Origin of the sequence: Luteolibacter sp. SL250 (genome assembly GCF_026625605.1) — a bacterium.
Classification (GTDB): domain Bacteria; phylum Verrucomicrobiota; class Verrucomicrobiia; order Verrucomicrobiales; family Akkermansiaceae; genus Luteolibacter.
Window position 1 is genome coordinate 844,873 of sequence record NZ_CP113054.1, and the last position, 16,406, is coordinate 861,278.

Genomic DNA, 16,406 nt, shown 5'->3' on the forward strand with positions numbered 1-16,406 from the left:
CGGGATGGGGAATCACTTCCCGAAGACTTCCTTTGAAAGCGATGGGTCGAAGTAGGAGTCGATGTCGCTCGGCTTCTCGTAGACTTTGAAGGTCACATTGAAGTCGTCCACGATCTTCGAGGAACCGTAGATGGACCCGAGTCCGTCCGCCTTTTCCCAGACCTTGAGGACTTCCGCCGGGCTGAGGATCTTCGTTCCGTCCAGCAGCGGCTCGTATTCGGCCGGTTTGACGCCCACCCGCTCCGCGAGGATGGCGAGCGCGTCGTCCAGGTTGTCCTCCTTGGAGAGGTATTCGGTGATGCGGCCCCAGACCTTCACCACCTTGAGCCAGTCGGCGCGGCGGGACTTCACGCTGTCACGGTCGCAGAAAAGTCCGTCGTAGATGAGACCGGGAACGTCCTTCGAGGTGAAGACCGGTTTCGATCCGGGGACCAGCTTGAGGGCCTGGCCGGAGTTCGGCTGCCACGCGGCGATGGCGTCCACCTCGCCGGAGGCGAAGACCTGCGGGGTGTTGTTGGTGGGTGTGTTCTTGATGGTGATGTCACCCTCCGCCATGCCGTTCAGCTCCAGGCCTTTCAGCAGCAGCAGGTGCTCCACGAAGCCTTCCTCAAGCGCGATGGTCTTGCCCTTCAGGTCCTTCAGGCTCTTGTATTCCTTCTTGGCGACGATCATGTCGTTGCCGTTGGAGTAGTCGTTGATGAGGACGCAGACGGAAGGCTTGCCGGTGGCTCCCGTGACGAGCGCGTCACCATTGGTCACGCACACCGCATCCAGTTTCCCGGCGGCATAGGCTTCCATGGATTTCACGTAGTCCATCCAGACAAAGTCCACCTCCACGCCTTCTTCCTTGAACCAGCCTTTCTTGATGCCGATCTCCCAGGCGACCCAGCCCGGCCAGTCCGAGTAGCCGATTTTCAGGGGTTCCGCGGCGAGGTTGGCGAGGGAAGTCAGCGCGGCGAGCGCCGTGGCGAGGATCGTTTTGCTCAGTTTCATGGAGTATGGGGCGTGGAGTTCGCGGACTCCCGGAAGGGGGAGCGATACCGGCCCGATTAAGCATTGGGCATGCCACCGGCTCCGGAGATGGCTCGGATCGTCATACGATCGCCTCCCCGGAGTCATACGATGCCTTCCGCAACGGAACACCGCGGGAGCCGGGAAATCGGCCGCCGCCAGGAGTGAAAAGGGCGGGAAGCGAAAACTCGACAGGGCGTCCCACGTTTTAGGAGAAGTAGCGAACCCAATGAGAGATCCCGCAAACCCCGGGGCATCGGAAACCCAGCTTGCCCGCGTGCTGCCGCCCGTCGTCTGGGCGCTTGTACTCGCGGCCTGTGGCCTTGCGGATGCGGCGGAGCCGAAGCCGGGCGGACCTCCGGCGGGGGAGGTGACCTTCAATTCCCACATCCGGCCGATCCTTTCCGACAAGTGCTTTTCCTGCCACGGATTTGACAAAACGACGCGTGAGGCCGGACTGCGGCTGGATACCGCGGAGGGGGGCTATGCGCCGCTGGAGGATGATTCTTCGCTGCGCGCGATCGTGCCGGGTGACCCGAAGGCGAGCGAAGTCTGGCGGCGGATCACCACCAAGGATGAGGACGACGTGATGCCGCCGACGGATTTCCACAAGCCGCTCTCGCAGGATGAAATCGGGCTGATCACTCGCTGGATCGAACAGGGGGCGAAGTACCAGGAGCATTGGTCATTCGCGCCACTGGTGAAACCCCAGGTCCCTGCAACCCGGCATGCGGACAAGGTCGCCAACCCGGTCGATTCATTCGTGCTGGCGAATCTGGACAGCCTGAAAGTCGAGCCGTCACCGGAGGCTGACAAGGCCACGCTGCTGCGGCGGCTGTCACTGGACCTGACCGGCCTGCCTCCGTCGCCGGAGGAGGTCGCCGCCTTTCTGGCGGACGCCCGGCCGGAAGCCTACGCCACCCAGGTGGACCGACTGCTGGCGTCCCCGCACTATGGTGAGCGGATGGCGGTGCCGTGGCTGGATGTCGTGCGGTTCGCGGACACGGTGGGATACCACGGCGACCAGAACGCGCGCGTCTTTCCCTACCGCGACTATGTGATCGACGCGTTCAACACGAACAAGCGGTTCGATGCGTTCACCATCGAGCAACTGGCGGGCGACCTGCTGCCGGATGCGACGGATGAACAGAGGATCGCCACCGGTTTCCTGCGGCTGAACCTGATGACCCGCGAGGGCGGCGCGCAGCCGAAGGAATACATGGCCAAGTCCCTGGGCGACCGGGTGCGGGCGGTGGGTGCCGCGTGGCTGGGGCTGACGACCGGCTGCGCGGAGTGCCATGACCACAAGTTCGATCCCGTCACCGCGAAGGACTTCTATTCGCTGGGTGCTTTCTTCGCGGATGTGCGGCAGTGGGGCGTATATGCGGACTACGGCTACACGCCGAACCCGGATCTGCCGAAGGTGAACAACGACTGGCCTTTCCCTCCGGAAATCCAGGCGCGGAATACGGCGCTGGTGAAGCGGATGGGATCGCTGAGAACACAGGGGGCGATGACGCTCGCGGCGACTCCGAAGAATGAATCTTTCGGACCGTGGCTTGCCGGAGCGGAGACGTTCATCGGTGAATTTCCCGATGGCTGGAAGTCGCTGGCGGGTGCCACGGTTTCATCGAAGCTGGCGACTCCGGTGGAGGTGCTGCCGGATCATTCGGTCCTGCTGACTGGTGAGGCGAAGAAGGATGAAGTGGTCATGGTGCGCTTCCCGCTGGGAGGGCAGGCATTTTCCGCCATCCGCCTTGAAGCACTACCCGATGAAAAGAACTCCGGAAAGGTCGGGCGCGGAGCGGATGGAAAATTCTCCGTCACTCCCACTTTCGCCATCGGGGAGAAATCCCTGAAAGTCGCCTATGCCCAGGCGGACCGCAGAACGCCGCACAAGTATTCCAACGGCAGCCATGACCCGAAGCTGGAGCCGGAGTGGCGCTCCGCCCCCGCACTGTGGGAGGAGCCGCAGGATGCCGCGTCCCATCCGCAGACGGCGATCTACCAGCTCGCGGAACCACTCACCGCGGGAGCGGATGATTTCCTGACCGTCACCCTGGCGACCGCGGATCTCGGGAGATTCAGGATCAGCATCACGCCCTTCGGCGATCCCATTCCCGGTGAGGCGCAGGCCATGTCGCCGGAACTTGGCAAGGCGTTGAAGGCCGCCGCTCCCGGATCGGAGGATCAAAAGCTTCTGGTCGCCGCATGGGCGCGGGCAACGGCGAAGGACGCCGCATTGCCGGAGGATTTCCGGAAGTTGCGCGACGAGATCATCGCCTGCCGCGCGGGCTACGCGCACTCCGTTGTCGCGCAGACTTTGCCTGCGGACAAGACCCCGGCGGTCCACCTCCTGCCACGGGGTGACTGGATGACCCAGGGTGAGGAGGTGCAGCCGGCAGTGCCTGAGTTCCTTCCCCATGCCTCCGTGCGGAAAGACGGTGGCCGCCTGAACCGGCTGGACCTGGCGAAGTGGATGGTCGCCGACGAAAACCCGCTGCCAGCCCGCCACTTCGTGAACCGGCTGTGGAAGCAGTTTTTCGGCAAGGGCCTTTCCAACGTGCTGGATGACATCGGCAACCAGGGCGAGTGGCCCGCGAACCCGGCGTTGCTCGATTGGCTGGCCGTGGAGTTCCGCGAATCCGGCTGGGACGTGAAGCACCTCGTGAAACTCATGGTCATGAGTGGCACCTACCGGCAGGAGTCAGGAAAGCGGGCGGATCTCGCGGAACTGGATCCCGCGAACCGGTTGCTGGCGGCACAATCCCCGCGGCGGCTGGATGCTGAATTTGTCCGTGACAACATCCTCTCCATTTCCGGGCTGCTTCCGGGTGATTTCGTCGGTGGGCCGAGTGTGAAGCCCTACCAACCCGCAGGCTACTACGCGAACCTCAACTTCCCCCAGCGGGATTACGCGGCCAGCTCCAGCAGCGACCAATACCGCCGCGGCCTCTACACCCACTGGCAGCGGACGTTCATGCACCCGATGATGGCCGGATTCGACGCGCCCAGTCGTGAAGAATGCTCCGCGGACCGCCTGCAGTCGAACAGTCCCCAGCAGGCGTTGATCCTTCTGAATGACCCTTCCTTCGTGGAAGCGGCCCGTGCCTTCGCGGCCAGCCTCCTGGAGGAGGGTCCGACCGCCACTGACACTGACCGGATCAAGTCCGCCATCCTCCGCACACTCGGCCGCGAGCCACGCGCGGGGGAGGTGGAGGGGCTGGAGAAATTTCTCAATGGCCAGCGCGCCAAGCTGAAAACCGGTGACGACAACCCGGAGGAGTTCCTGAAAGTCGGCCAGTGGCAGGCCGATCCGAAACTGGATCCGCTGGAACTGGCCGCATGGACGCAGACCTGCCGCGTGTTGCTGAACCTCCATGAAACCCTGACCCGTTACTGAGCCATGCACCCGTTCGAACGATACCAGCAGGACTGGAGCAGGAGGACCTTCCTGAAGCAGAGCTTCGCCGGGCTGGGTAGCCTCGCGATGTCGAAGCTCATGGGAGCGGAGTCGCTGCCTTTCATGCAGTCGCAGGGTGGCCTGCATCTGCCTGCCAAGGCGAAGCGCGTGGTGCACCTCTGCATGGCCGGTGGTCCGTCGCATCTGGAGTCGTTCGACCCGAAGCCCATGCTGGACAAGCTGAACGGCCAGCCATTTCCGGAGTCTTTCACGGCGGGCCAGCAGCTCGCCCAGCTCCAGGGCGCGAAGCTGATCGCCCGCGGCTCCTTCACGAAGTTCAGGAAATGGGGTGCCTGCGGCACGGAAATTTCGGAGTTGTTCCCGCATATCGGTTCCATCGCGGATGACATCTGCGTGGTGCGTTCGATGGTGACGGAGCAGATCAACCATGATCCCGCCCACGCCTTCATGAACAGCGGCTCCATCCTCAAAGGACGGCCGAGCATGGGTTCATGGCTGCTCTACGGACTGGGGGCGGAGTCGCAGGACCTGCCGGGCTACGTCGTCATGGTCTCACGCGGGGCGGAGGCGGACCAGCCGATCTCCGCGAGGCAATGGAGCGCGGGTTTCCTGCCCAGCAAGTTCCAGGGCGTGCAGTTCCAGAGCAAGGGCAGCGCCGTCCACTACGTGGGGAATCCGGACGGCATCTGCCAGTCAACCCAGCGCCAGGTCATCGATGAGGTGCGGAGGATGAACGGCCTGCTGGGGGAGCAGCGCATTGATCCGGAGATCGACACGCGGATCTCGCAATACGAGATGGCCTTCCGGATGCAGGCCTCCGTGCCGGAGCTGACCGACATGAAGAACGAGCCGAAGCACGTTCTGGACATGTATGGCGTGACGGAACCGGGCGACGGATCATTCGCCAGCAACTGCCTGCTCGCCCGGCGCATGCTGGAGCGGGGCGTGCGCTTCGTGCAGCTCTACCATCGCGGCTGGGACCACCACGGCGGCATTGAGAAAAAGATGCCCGCCACCGCCCTGCTGACCGACCAGGCTTCCGCGGCGTTGGTGAAGGACCTGAAACAACGAGGGATGCTGGAGGACACCCTGGTCATCTGGGGCGGCGAGTTCGGCCGCACGCCGATGGGGCAGGGGAGCGGGCGGGACCACCACATCCGCGCCTTCAGCATCTGGATGGCCGGGGCGGGCATCAAGCCGGGCATCGTCCACGGCGCGACGGACGAGTTGGGCTACAACTCGGAAAAGGACATCGTCCAGGTGCGGGACCTCCATGCCACCATGCTCCACCAGTTCGGCATCGACCACGCCCGGTTCAGCACGAAGTTCCAGGGGCTGGACTACAAGCTGACAGGCGTGAAACCCGCCTCCGTGGTGAAGGGCATCCTTGCCTGAATCAGGGCAGGATCATGAAAAAGTGGCCGGCGTTCGCCCAGTCCGCCACCTGCAGCGGCACCCAGCGCAGCTCGAACCGCTGCCCCCACGAGTCGCTCACCGCCAGCTCGTTGGTCTTCTCGTTGTAGCCGATGATCATGCAGATGTGGCGGTTATCTTCCGGCTTGCCCTTGCCCGTGAACGGGGCGGCATCGGTTGTGATCTCCGTGGTGTATGCGGTCCAGTCCGTGACGGAGCCGCGTTTCGCGGTGTTCTTGTCCGCCACTTCGTTGTAGGCGTCCATCGAGTGCATTGTCCACATCACCGGGATCCCCAGGTCGATGTAGCGCTTCACATCGCGGATCTTGATGGATTTCACATCCTCATCCTTCGGGCGGCGGCCCTTCGTATAGACCTGGGAGCGGATGCCATCCAGGAGGTACTGCACCACCGTGCCTCCCCCCGCATTGCTCTGGCCCACCATGGCCAGCAGATACATGTCCGCGTCCATGCCCATGGTGCGCATCGCCCGTTCAAAGGTGGCGGGCACGCAGTAGCCTTTCGGTCCTTGGTCCACCATCGGGATCTCGGTGATATAGACATCCCCGTTCGGGTCCTTCTTCACGCTGTCCACCAGCCGTTTCTTGAGATCCTCATCCTTCATGCGGAGGGACTTTCCGCCCGCGTCCGCCGTTTCCGTGGAGACGATGGAAAGCCCGACATACTCGCCCTCTTCGTTGGAAAGCAGGAACGAGTGGCCGTTCCAGTCCCAGCGGCGGATGGTGCGGCGGGTCTTTCCTTCGCCGAAGCGCTGTTCCTTCGGTGCGCCGAGAACGGAGGTGAGCGCCTTCGAGACGCTCTCCTCATCCATCTTCATCGCTTCCCCGAGGCTGGAAGCGGTGGCGGACGTGCCTCCCTTGAAGTGATCCTTGCCGAATCCGGCGGTGCTGCCGAAGTCGCCTTTGTTCGCATAGACGACGGAAACGCTGGTGACGTTCCCCTCTTCGTTGGAATACAGCGCGACGGAGTAAGGCATCGTGCCGAACAACTGGTAGTCCTTCACGAAGGCGGAGTAGAGCCGCCAGCTCCGGCCGTATTTCGACTGGGATTCCGGCTTGAGCTTCAAACCATTCGCCATGTCCTCCGCCTTGCGCGCGGCGAAAGACTCCGAGGTGACGATCTCATGCCCGGCGGCGGTGTTGAGTGATCCGGCCGCATTGCCGGCGGTGGCGGCCGCTTCCGTGACGAACGCTTGGTCCGCCGCGCTCAACTTGTCCTTCGGCAGCTCGAACACTTTTCCGTCGCTGCGGCGCAGCTTCACCAGGTCACCCGCCATTCCTTCGAACTTCGCCTGGATCTCCTGGCCGGTGGCGCTGCGGAAGGTCCGGAACTCCTGACCCACGGACGGTGAGGCCGTACAGACGAGCAGCAGCAGGGCGGAGAGCGGTGAATCCCAGCGTTTCATGGACTTAGGAAAGCCGGGATTCCGTGCGGGTCAATCCTGGATTCCACTTAACGAACGTGTCTGCGCCGCAGCAAAGATATTGAACCAACCAGGCCAAGAAGTGCCACGGAAGGCTCCGGGACGGTATCCAGGGTCACATTGTCCATCCGCACGATTTTACCGTTGTTGTTGGTGACCGAACTGTAGAGATAAAACCGGAATGTCACAGGATCGGTTACATTCTGCAACGCGCTGACCCCACTCAGGTCAATGACAAGATTATCCGTGAGTTGCGGCTGGCTGTTGCCGCTTTGGTAGGGAACCAAGCGTGAAAATTCCGGTCCCACATCGAAAAACGCTCCGGACCCGACCTGGGCCTGGAGTGACATGAATGCGGTGTAGTTGTCCGCCTCTGATCCATTTGCCAGGTTGCTGCCACCGAAGGAGAAGCTCAACTGTCCCAGCAGACTGGTGAATTCCGAGCCGGGCGTCCAGGTGAAGGAAAAGTAGTCCCCGCCTGTGATCGCGTCGGCTTTCGTGGTGGTGAGACTGGTGACCCTGATGAATGGTTGGTTGGTGCTGGAGGAGAAGCCGGACTGGTCCGATGCGCTTCCGCCTGAGATACTGAAAGCTCCGGCCGTACTCTGGGCGTGGACGTCGGTCGATGTGTTCGAACCGCCGTTAAATGGGTAGTTCGCCACTACCACAGCGCCTGCGTGGGAGGTCAGAAAGGCGGACAACGCGGCAAGGAGGAGGGAGGGTTGGGCTTTCATCGAGGGTCACTGAAGCACCGCCCCGCCCCCTTTGCAAGTGGCCAAGCGTGGACCGCCGCGTTGACATCCGCCACCCAGCCAGTACACGGTGCCCCACATGGACACGATGAAGATTCTCCTCGGCGCGACGATCGCCCTTCTGCTCGGCGCGGTGGGCCTGTCATGGCACGGCATGCGCGAAGGGACGAAAGAGGCCTCCTCCGACGAGATCTCCCGTCTCAAGAAGCAGGTCGAGGAGCTCCGCCTGGAACAGGATCGCCTGCAGCTTGAAAAGCAGATGCAGCAGGTCCGGGCCTCCGAGCCGGTTGCGCCGCCCGTCAGTTCCGCCGAAAGGGATGCGCTGAAGGCCGAGCTTGCCGCCAAGGAGGCTGAGATCGCCCGCATCGCCGAGGAAAAGGCGAAGGCGGAGCGCGACGCGAAGGTGGACCAGGATGAGGAAGGACTGCTCGGCCAGCGTGATCTGGAGAAAAGCGACAGGGAACTCCGCCGCGCCCGCCTGATCGGTGAGGCGCTGCTCATGGGCCGGGTGAAGGAACTGGCTGGAGATGCGGAAACCGGAATGTTCGTGGTCTTTGAGGTGTTGATGCCGGAGAACGTCCAGACCGGATCGGTCCTGGCGATCCGCAGGAAGACCGGGATCATCGGCCAGATCAAGGTGTCGGAAATCACGGTTGAAGGTGGCATTGCGAACCTCATGCCCGGATACGGTGACTTCAAACCGCAACCCGGGGACGAGCTGATCCTGCCTCCCCAGTAATCATTTTCCCCCTTTCCCCATGTCCACCACCGTTGGCCTCATCTCGCTCGGTTGCGCGAAGAACCTCATCGATTCGGAAGTCATGATCGGCCACCTCGCGCAGGCGGGCATGGCCCTGACCCCGGATCCCGAGCTTGCCGATGTCCTCATCGTCAATACCTGCTCGTTCATCGACATGGCGAAGAAGGAGTCCATCGACGCCGTCTTCGGCGCGGTGAACGCCCGCAAGGACAACCCGGAACTGGAGCGGCAGAAGATCATCGTCGCCGGTTGCCTTTCCCAGCGCTTCGCGAAGGACCTGCCCGGCATCATGCCTGAGGTGGACGCCTTCATCGGTCTTGACCAGATCACCAAGGTCGCGCCGATCATCGAGAATCTCCTCGGCAAGCAGAACCACGCGGAGGTCACGAAGGACGAAGGCCCCGCCGCCACGGATGATCCGCGCGACTTCGTCACGCTGAAGCCGCAGTATGTGCCGGACTACGCCACCCCGCGGATGCGCCTCACGCCGGACCACTTCGCCTATGTGAAGATCGCGGAAGGCTGCAACCACACCTGCACCTTCTGCATCATCCCGCAGATCCGCGGCCGCCACCGCTCCCGCACCCAGGATAGCGTCGTCCGCGAGGTCGAGGCACTGGTGAAGTCCGGGGTGAAGGAAATCAACCTCATCTCCCAGGACACCACCTACTTCGGCATGGACCAGTGGGAGGGCGACCGGCCGAAGCCGAACTCCCCGGTGGACTCCACCCGCGGCGAATCCCTTTCCACCCTCCTGCGCGAGATCAACAAGATCGAGGGCGACTTCTGGGTGCGCCTCCTCTACACCCATCCGGCCCATTGGTCGGACGAGTTGATCGCCACCATCGCAGAGTGCGACAAGGTCGCGAAGTACGTGGACATCCCGCTCCAGCACATCTCCGACCGCATGCTCACCGCCATGAAGCGCGTGACCAGCGGCGACTACATCCGCGACCTGCTGCGCCGCATGCGCGCCGGTATTCCGAACCTCGGCATCCGCACCACCTTCATCGTCGGCTTCCCCGGCGAGACGGAGGAGGATTTCACCGAACTGCTCGAGTTCATCGAGGAGTTCCGCTTCGAGCGCGCCGGCGTCTTCCAATACTCAAAGGAAGAAGGCACCCGCGCCAACAAGATGGACGGCCACCTCCACCACGCCACCCGCAAGAGTCGCTGGTCCCGCGCCATGGCAAAGCTCCAGAAGATCGCCGGAGAAACGAACCAGGAGCAGGTCGGCAAGACCGTCCGCGTCCTGGTCGAGCAACCCGGCGTCGGCCGCACCGAGTGGGACGCCCCTGAAATCGACGGCTCCGTCCATGTCGATGAGGACATCCCCGTCGGCGAGTTCGCCACCGTCACCATCAAGGACTGGCGCGGCTACGACCTGGTGGCGGCGCGGTAAGTGCCGTCCTCAGACCGGCCCGCCCGATGCTCCACGGTCCCATCGCTTCCGGATCGTCCAGGCGATTCCTCCGGCGATGTAGATCACCCCGAGAACCAGCAGGAAACGTCCCGGCAGCCAGAGGTGTAGCAGCGTGCCGAACAAGGCTCCAAGAAAGAACGCTCCCAGCAGCATCACCGGAACTCCCAGTTTCCATGGTGCGATGTAGTGCCCCTTCAGCCGCATCCCCAGGTTCGTCCCCAGATCCGTCAGCAGGCCGGTGACATGCGTGGTTCTCAGGATCATACCCCGGTAGTGGGTTGCCAGCGCGTTCTGCATCCCGCAGGCGCAGCTCGCCAGAAATACCGAGAGCCAGGGGATGCCCGTGAAGGTTCCATGTGAAACCAGCAGCAGCCCCCCGATGGCGGCGATGGTGCGGCCGTAAGGGCGCGATATTTCCAACGTCGGATGGTGGACGAAGAAGCCCGAGACCATCGCCCCGAAGATGAATCCTACGGTCGCCACCGCCAGATAGAGGGCTCCGGATTTCTCCCATCCTTCGCCTCCCAGGGACTGCATCGCCACCTTGGACACATCTCCGGTCAGGTGGCTCACTGAGGTTCCGAGATCGATGAGGAATCCGGCGTTCACCGCCGCTGCCAGGAATGCGAGGCAGCATCCTCCGAATACAACCCATCCCGTCCGCGGCTCCGGTGTCATCCTGCGGAGACTTTGGAACATCTCCGCACGGGAACCAATCCGAATCCGGATTCGCCATCAGAACTTGATCGAAATATCCGCTGCCGTCGCAGGGCTGGAAAGGTTGATGCTGGAGTGGCTGTTGTAGCGCAGCGTTCCGGTCTTGCCCTTGATGGTGATGGCGGAGCCTTGCGCTCCGGGTTGGTCCGGCATGGTGGTGGAGCCTTCGACCACCACCACCTTGTCAAATGCGCCGGAGCCGCCGTTGCGCAGCATCACGAAGATCTCATCCCCGGTGGCTGGGGTGTATCCGGCGGCGATGACCAGCTTCAGCGTGCCCCCGACAACGCCTGAGCCGGTCACCAGAACCTGGCCGTGCTGGCTGCCCGCGCCATCACTGCCCGCGCCGACGGGGCCTTTGACATAGGCATGGTAGGTAGCTCCCTCCTGGAGGGTGAGGTCGCCGTCGATGGTGAACAGGTCAGGCGTGTCAACGAGGCCGCCCGCGAGGGTTCCTCCGGAAACGATGGTCACGCCGCCTGTGGATGCCAGCCTGCCTTTCTGGCCGCACAGGCGACCGCCGATGGTCGCGGAGTTGATGCGCGTGTTCCGCGTGGCCTTTCGAAAATACTGCCCGCCGCGGTGGTGAGGTTTTCGCAGATCACCGAGGAGGTCGCCTTGATGCTGAGGTAGGGCGTCTGCGACGCGCTGAGGTCCGCACCGTCCACGTCGATCGCGCCATGGATGCCGAACCGGCCCGTCCCGCTGAAGTTGAGCGCGTGTCCTTGGCCGAGGATGGGGCCGTGCATGGCGAAGGTCGCCCCGTTGAGCGCCTGGATCCTCGCATCATCCGTCAGGGTGATGCTGCTCGCGGTGTTACCGCTGCCGCCGACGGACAGCGCTCCCTCCCCGTTCGGTCCGTGGCCGGCGATCCGGAGATCATGCGAGAACGCCACTCCGTGGGCGGTGTAGGAAATGTTCACGCGTGCTCCCGCCGCGACGCTGATCGGTCCGGTGCTGCCCTGGATGGCGGTGGAAATATACTCCAGCGTGCCTTCATCGACCGTCACCGCGCCGGTGGAGCTTCCCGCGCCGTTGAGCTTCAGGTAGCCGGGGCCGGATTTGCGGAACGGACCGGATCCGCAGAAGGTGCCGCTGCTGGTGACGGTCTTGCCCGCCGCCACTTCCATGCCCGCGCCGCCGCTGCCGAAGGTCAGCTCGCGGGTGAAGTTGATGGAATTCGGGAAAGCCAGCGTGCCACCTCCGTCGAGCGTGATGGGGGTTCCGCTTTCGCCCATCACCGCCAAGCTCGGCAGTTCGAGCGTGGTGCCGGCAACCGTCAGTCGTGTCGAGTAGGTGGTTTGCGTTCCGGTGAGATTCACCTTCGTGCCGGGCAGGCCGGTGAAGATGACACCCGCGCTGCCGCGGATGGCGCTGCTGATCGTGGCATCCGGACCGGAGGCATAGATGTAGCCTTTGTTCGTGCCGAAATCGATCGCCCCGCCGGTGAGGGAGCCATTGTTGAGGATCAGGCCCGCCTTGCCGTCGGCACCGCTGAAGCCGAGCACGCGGCTGGTCAGGATCAGGTTGTTCGTGTCCTGCACGCGCAGTCCTGTGACCGTCGCGTCGGCTGCCAGGGTGGTCGCCGCGGTGATGTTGGGGATCTCCCCGCTGTCTGCCGTCCACGCGCCCGACCGCTGGACGTAGCCGGTGAAAGGTGTGAAGCCGCCGGTGGAATCGTAGGCGGCGAAGTCACCGGTGCGGTCACCCGCCGCCAGCAGGAACGAGGGCGGGTAGGTGGCATTGGCGGGTGTGTCCGGCTGGCCATCCAGCTTCAGCACGGTGTCCTGGCCCAGCGTGGTGAGGAAGGTTGAGCCTTCCCCGATCACAAAGGCGTCGGCGTTCGTCCCGGAGCCGATGGTGGCGGTCAGCGTGTCCGCCGTGCCTTTGTCGAGGATCAGCCGGGCCGCGCCGTTGACCGTGAGTTTCGTTCCGAGGTTGCGGGCGATGGAAAATTCCGCGTTGCCCGTGGCGGAGGAGTGCAGCGAGAGGGTTGCGCCGTTGAGGGTGATGTCGCCGTGGGTCACATCCCCGCCGCCCGTCGTGCGGAAGGTGCCGCCGTTCACCACCAGGCCACCGTTGAATTCCGCCGCGCTGCCAGTCCAGTCCAGCGTCCCGGCGCCGGCCTTCACCAGCGCCTTCCCCGCCGCCACTCGGATGGGTCCATTCACGGTCAGGGTGAACGCGCCGGTATCAACCACCGGAGCGTCCGCCGTCACCGTTAGGCCGCCAACGGTCTGGTCTGCCCCCAGCGTGATCCGTCCGCCCACATTGAGCACCCCGTTGCCAAACGCGCCGGAGACATTGGCCCGGATCTCTCCGGATGAGGAAAGCGTGCCGGTGTAGGTGCCAGGCGCATTGAGGATCACGGAGCCGGTGCCTGCCACAGTCAGTGGCCCGGAGCCGGACAACGCGCCGTTGAGAATGACCGTGCGCCCGCCGGTATCGAGCGTGCCTCCGCCGGAGGAAACGACGACCGGATTGTCCGCCGCCACGGTGCCCGCCGCGCGGAGCGTCCCACCGTCGAACTCAATGGCCCCGCTGCCGAAGGCGGTCCGCGAGCTGCCCGGCACCTCCAGGATGCCACCTTTCAGGATGGTGCCTCCGGTGTGCAGGTTGACCGCGCCGAGGCGCTGGGTGTTCGTGTCGATTTTGGTGATGGAGCCGTCACCCCGGATCACGCCGGTATGGTTCGTCGTGTAGCAGTCGGGCCGGTTGTGGTTGCCCAGCGTGAGATGATGCCCTGCCAGGTCGATGTTGCCCCAGCCATCCAGACCGCCGAGTTTGAAGTCGGTGACGGGCGCAAGCGCGTCATGCTTCTTCAGCGTGACGATGCTGTTCCGGAGCGCGCCCGCAGACTCCACCCGGACGGTTCCATGTTTGATTTCCGTGCGGCCGTTGAAGGTGTTGTCGCCCGCCAGCGAAAGGGTGCCGTCCCCGGCCATGATCAGCCGTCCCATGTTCACACCTGCCACCAGTCCCGGCAGGCCGCTGGAAAAGTCCCGGTAGCCGGTGTCCACCAGATCGCCGTTGAGCGCGACATCCCCAGGACCGGAGACCACCACGCCGCCGGTGCCCAGCATGTCGGTCTTTCCATTGATGACGATCTTTCCGCCCGCCTGCCACGGACGCAGGTAGAGTGCGGCGGAGCGGGTGTTGATGTCCGTGTTGAAGGTCGCGGTGGCAGCGGAGTACTGGTTGATGCCGTACATCGCGTAGCCGGTGGACAGCCATTTGTTCACCGCCTCCAGTTCGATGGGGTTGCCATTGATCTCGTGATCTCCGGACCCCGCCCCGAAGTTGATGCTGCGCACCCGCTTGGTCACCGGGATGTCGTTCTGGAACGTCCCGCCCGCGGTGGAGTTGAAGTCGAGCGTGTGCGTCTCATCCACGATGCCGGAAAATCCTCCCCCGCTCTGGTTCCAGTTGCCGGTCCCCGCCAGATGGAGCGTTCCGGGGGCGCTGACGGTGATGCTTTTCCCTGCTCCGGAGGTGGCGGTCGTGGTGAAGCTGGCGCTGGCCTGCCCGGCCGGAATGACGAGCGTCCCGGTCGATCCGTCGAAGGATGGTGCCCCCGCGAGCTGGTAGTCCGCGGAGAATGAAGCGTTGCCGGTGACGCCAAACGACAGGTTCAGGGCATCCGTGGTCGGGCCGGAGCGGGTGAACGTCCACGTGGCGGTTCCGCCGGATGATGGGATCTCCGTGTGATCCAGCGTGAGCGTCACCCCATTGCCGAAATCGACCGGCGCGGAGGGCATGCCATTTCCGGAAGCGGGGGATGCCAGGGCGCGGTTGGCCCGCAGGCGGAAGAAACGGCGAGTGGTGTCCGACTGCGGGAGCGAGGCGCGGACGGTTTCCACGCTGCCGGAGGTGGAGAGGATCTGCTCGGAAATGCGATCCGTCCTCCAGTCGTTGTCGCGCAGTGTTTCCGACCATTCCACCACCGGCAATGCAGCCGCCGCCGTGTCACGGGTGTAGGTGAAATGGAACCCCTCCGCTTCCCGGGAGAGGATGCCGGGCACCTTGTTTCCGGCTCCGATCGGGCTGCCGGTGGCGTATTCCATCAGATTCACAACGCCATCCCCGTCCTCATCGTCCAGGTCGGCCACCTCCTTGCCCTTGTGGCGGAGGGCGGAAAAGGATGCGGCCCCGGGCCCGATGCGGAGTGTGGCGGCGCGGGAGGCGTCCGCCCCCTGCCAGGTGATGCGCTTCTCCACCGGCGCGATGAAGTGAATCGCCCGCCCGCTGAGGCCGTTGTGCTTGTTGTAGATCCAGCCGAGCTGCCCCACCTCTTTGTTGAACGGCATCGGATAGGCGGCGGCGTGGGGGAAGCCGCCGAGCAAAGTGGGATAGTCCCCCGATCCCGCGACGGTGCCCCGGCCGGGAACCTCATTTCTCTCGATGCTGACGCTGGGCTCCCAGGAGTAGGTCTCGAACGAGTCCGTCGTCACGAACTGGAGGTCCTTTCCATGGCTGCCGTTGAGGCCGAACATGACCAGCCACTTGTTCAGGTAGCGGCTCCACAACATGCCGGTGACGCCATACATGTTCCCATGGGTGAACGTCTCGACGTTCGGTGCGCCCATGGCATAGCCATCGACACCTGTCGCGATGTCGTAGGTGACGGTCTTCCTGCCGTTGTATTTCCCATGGTCGATCCAGTGATGGGAAATCCTCACCAACCGGGGCTGGGAGGGATCCGTGCGGGTATCGATCGCGCAGATGCTCATCGCCCGCAGCGGGCCTTTCTTCCAGTTCTTCCCGTTGTCGATGGAGTAGATGGTCCGCGAGCCGTTCACCTCCCGGCCCGCCCAGTCCTCGATGTGGGTGAATCCGACCAGGTAGTTGTCATCGATGACGTGTTCCTCCGTGGCGGACGGCGTGCTGTAGGTGGCGTCGTTCGGGTAGATCTCCAGGGTGACGGTCCGTCCGCGCAACGTCGGGTCGATGTCCACGGGCCGGTACACATCCTGGATCCAGTAGCCGCGTTCGTCAGGGGCGTCCGCCGGTCCCCCGGGGATCCACTGGCCATCCTTGCGGGTGTAGTCCAGGAGGTATCCACCGCTGTGGCGGGACATCCACCAGCTCAGGTTCGTGTCCGGCTCGTTCGCCCCACCCCACACCAGGGGGAATTGTGCGTCCGGGAACCAGCCGGGTTTCGTGAACTTCGTGCCCGTTTCATCCCCCTCATAGACCGGGGTGATGGGGCCGAGGATGCCGGACAGGTTGGCGGCTCCGGCGATTGCCGGAAAAGCGGTCGCGGCAAGGATGAGGTGGCTCGGGGACATGGTGGGTTTTCCGGGATGGGTGTCTCCGGTAAGAACTGATTTCCCGAACCGAGGTGGTGTGACAGGGGAGAGATGTCCGTACGTAAGGATCCATTCCGGCTTCCGCCGCGCCGGGTGGTCCCGGATGCCTCCGGTCCCGGGGGGAGGAGGGGAGTCCACCGAAACTTTACCTTG

Annotated in this window: 10 protein-coding genes; 4 read left to right on the forward strand and 6 right to left on the reverse strand. The window is 63.9% G+C overall.

Annotation, left to right across the window (positions count from 1 at the left end; genetic code table 11):
• Positions 1–12: 12 nt before the first annotated feature.
• Positions 13–993: an ABC transporter substrate-binding protein gene (locus OVA24_RS03820; protein WP_267673664.1), complete on the reverse strand. Its 981-nt coding sequence runs from the start codon at positions 991–993 to the stop codon at positions 13–15.
• Positions 994–1,240: 247 nt separating this feature from the next.
• On the opposite strand from OVA24_RS03820, the gene OVA24_RS03825 reads away from it, so the two are divergent.
• The gene (locus OVA24_RS03825; RefSeq protein ID WP_267673666.1) at positions 1,241–4,414 is read left to right on the forward strand and encodes a DUF1553 domain-containing protein; all 3,174 of its coding nucleotides are present in this window, start codon (positions 1,241–1,243) and stop codon (positions 4,412–4,414) included.
• A gap of 3 nt (positions 4,415–4,417) precedes the next feature.
• Positions 4,418–5,830: a DUF1501 domain-containing protein gene (locus tag OVA24_RS03830; RefSeq protein ID WP_267673668.1), complete on the forward strand. Its 1,413-nt coding sequence runs from the start codon at positions 4,418–4,420 to the stop codon at positions 5,828–5,830.
• A 1-nt stretch (position 5,831) separates the two neighbouring features.
• Here OVA24_RS03830 and OVA24_RS03835 read toward each other — a convergent pair whose 3' ends face one another.
• Complete coding sequence (locus tag OVA24_RS03835; RefSeq protein WP_267673670.1) at positions 5,832–7,274, reverse strand: C39 family peptidase; 1,443 nt, start codon at positions 7,272–7,274, stop codon at positions 5,832–5,834.
• A gap of 47 nt (positions 7,275–7,321) precedes the next feature.
• Positions 7,322–8,026 carry a hypothetical protein gene (locus OVA24_RS03840; protein WP_267673672.1) on the reverse strand — a complete coding sequence of 235 codons (705 nt, stop codon included), beginning with the start codon at positions 8,024–8,026 and terminating at the stop codon, positions 7,322–7,324.
• A 106-nt stretch (positions 8,027–8,132) separates the two neighbouring features.
• Between OVA24_RS03840 and OVA24_RS03845 the strand changes: the two genes are divergently transcribed.
• Both OVA24_RS03845 and rimO read left to right on the forward strand, forming a co-directional pair.
• Positions 8,133–8,783, forward strand: a complete 651-nt coding sequence (locus OVA24_RS03845) for a hypothetical protein (RefSeq protein WP_267673674.1) — start codon at positions 8,133–8,135, stop codon at positions 8,781–8,783.
• A gap of 19 nt (positions 8,784–8,802) precedes the next feature.
• Positions 8,803–10,206, forward strand: coding sequence for a 30S ribosomal protein S12 methylthiotransferase RimO (gene rimO / locus OVA24_RS03850; protein ID WP_267673676.1), 1,404 nt, complete (start codon positions 8,803–8,805; stop codon positions 10,204–10,206).
• Positions 10,207–10,215: 9 nt separating this feature from the next.
• Here rimO and OVA24_RS03855 read toward each other — a convergent pair whose 3' ends face one another.
• Genes OVA24_RS03855 through OVA24_RS03865 form a run of 3 tightly spaced genes read right to left on the reverse strand, consistent with a single transcriptional unit; the run spans position 10,216 to position 16,232 of the window.
• Positions 10,216–10,926 carry a YoaK family protein gene (locus tag OVA24_RS03855; RefSeq protein WP_267673678.1) on the reverse strand — a complete coding sequence of 237 codons (711 nt, stop codon included), beginning with the start codon at positions 10,924–10,926 and terminating at the stop codon, positions 10,216–10,218.
• 36 nt (positions 10,927–10,962) lie between these two features.
• Complete coding sequence (locus tag OVA24_RS03860) at positions 10,963–11,418, reverse strand: hypothetical protein (protein WP_267673679.1); 456 nt, start codon at positions 11,416–11,418, stop codon at positions 10,963–10,965.
• Positions 11,415–16,232: a beta strand repeat-containing protein gene (locus OVA24_RS03865; protein WP_267673681.1), complete on the reverse strand. Its 4,818-nt coding sequence runs from the start codon at positions 16,230–16,232 to the stop codon at positions 11,415–11,417. Before OVA24_RS03865 ends, OVA24_RS03860 begins: the two co-directional genes overlap by 4 nt.
• Between the last annotated feature and the right edge of the window lie 174 nt (positions 16,233–16,406).

Coding starts and splice junctions, on each gene's coding strand:
- OVA24_RS03855 (WP_267673678.1), bottom strand. CDS start 10,926: ATGTTCCAAAGTCTCCGCAGGATGACACCGGAGCCGCGGACGGGATGG.
- OVA24_RS03840 (WP_267673672.1), bottom strand. CDS start 8,026: ATGAAAGCCCAACCCTCCCTCCTCCTTGCCGCGTTGTCCGCCTTTCTG.
- OVA24_RS03865 (WP_267673681.1), bottom strand. CDS start 16,232: ATGTCCCCGAGCCACCTCATCCTTGCCGCGACCGCTTTTCCGGCAATC.
- OVA24_RS03830 (WP_267673668.1), top strand. CDS start 4,418: ATGCACCCGTTCGAACGATACCAGCAGGACTGGAGCAGGAGGACCTTC.
- OVA24_RS03845 (WP_267673674.1), top strand. CDS start 8,133: ATGAAGATTCTCCTCGGCGCGACGATCGCCCTTCTGCTCGGCGCGGTG.
- OVA24_RS03835 (WP_267673670.1), bottom strand. CDS start 7,274: ATGAAACGCTGGGATTCACCGCTCTCCGCCCTGCTGCTGCTCGTCTGT.
- OVA24_RS03825 (WP_267673666.1), top strand. CDS start 1,241: ATGAGAGATCCCGCAAACCCCGGGGCATCGGAAACCCAGCTTGCCCGC.
- rimO (WP_267673676.1), top strand. CDS start 8,803: ATGTCCACCACCGTTGGCCTCATCTCGCTCGGTTGCGCGAAGAACCTC.
- OVA24_RS03820 (WP_267673664.1), bottom strand. CDS start 993: ATGAAACTGAGCAAAACGATCCTCGCCACGGCGCTCGCCGCGCTGACT.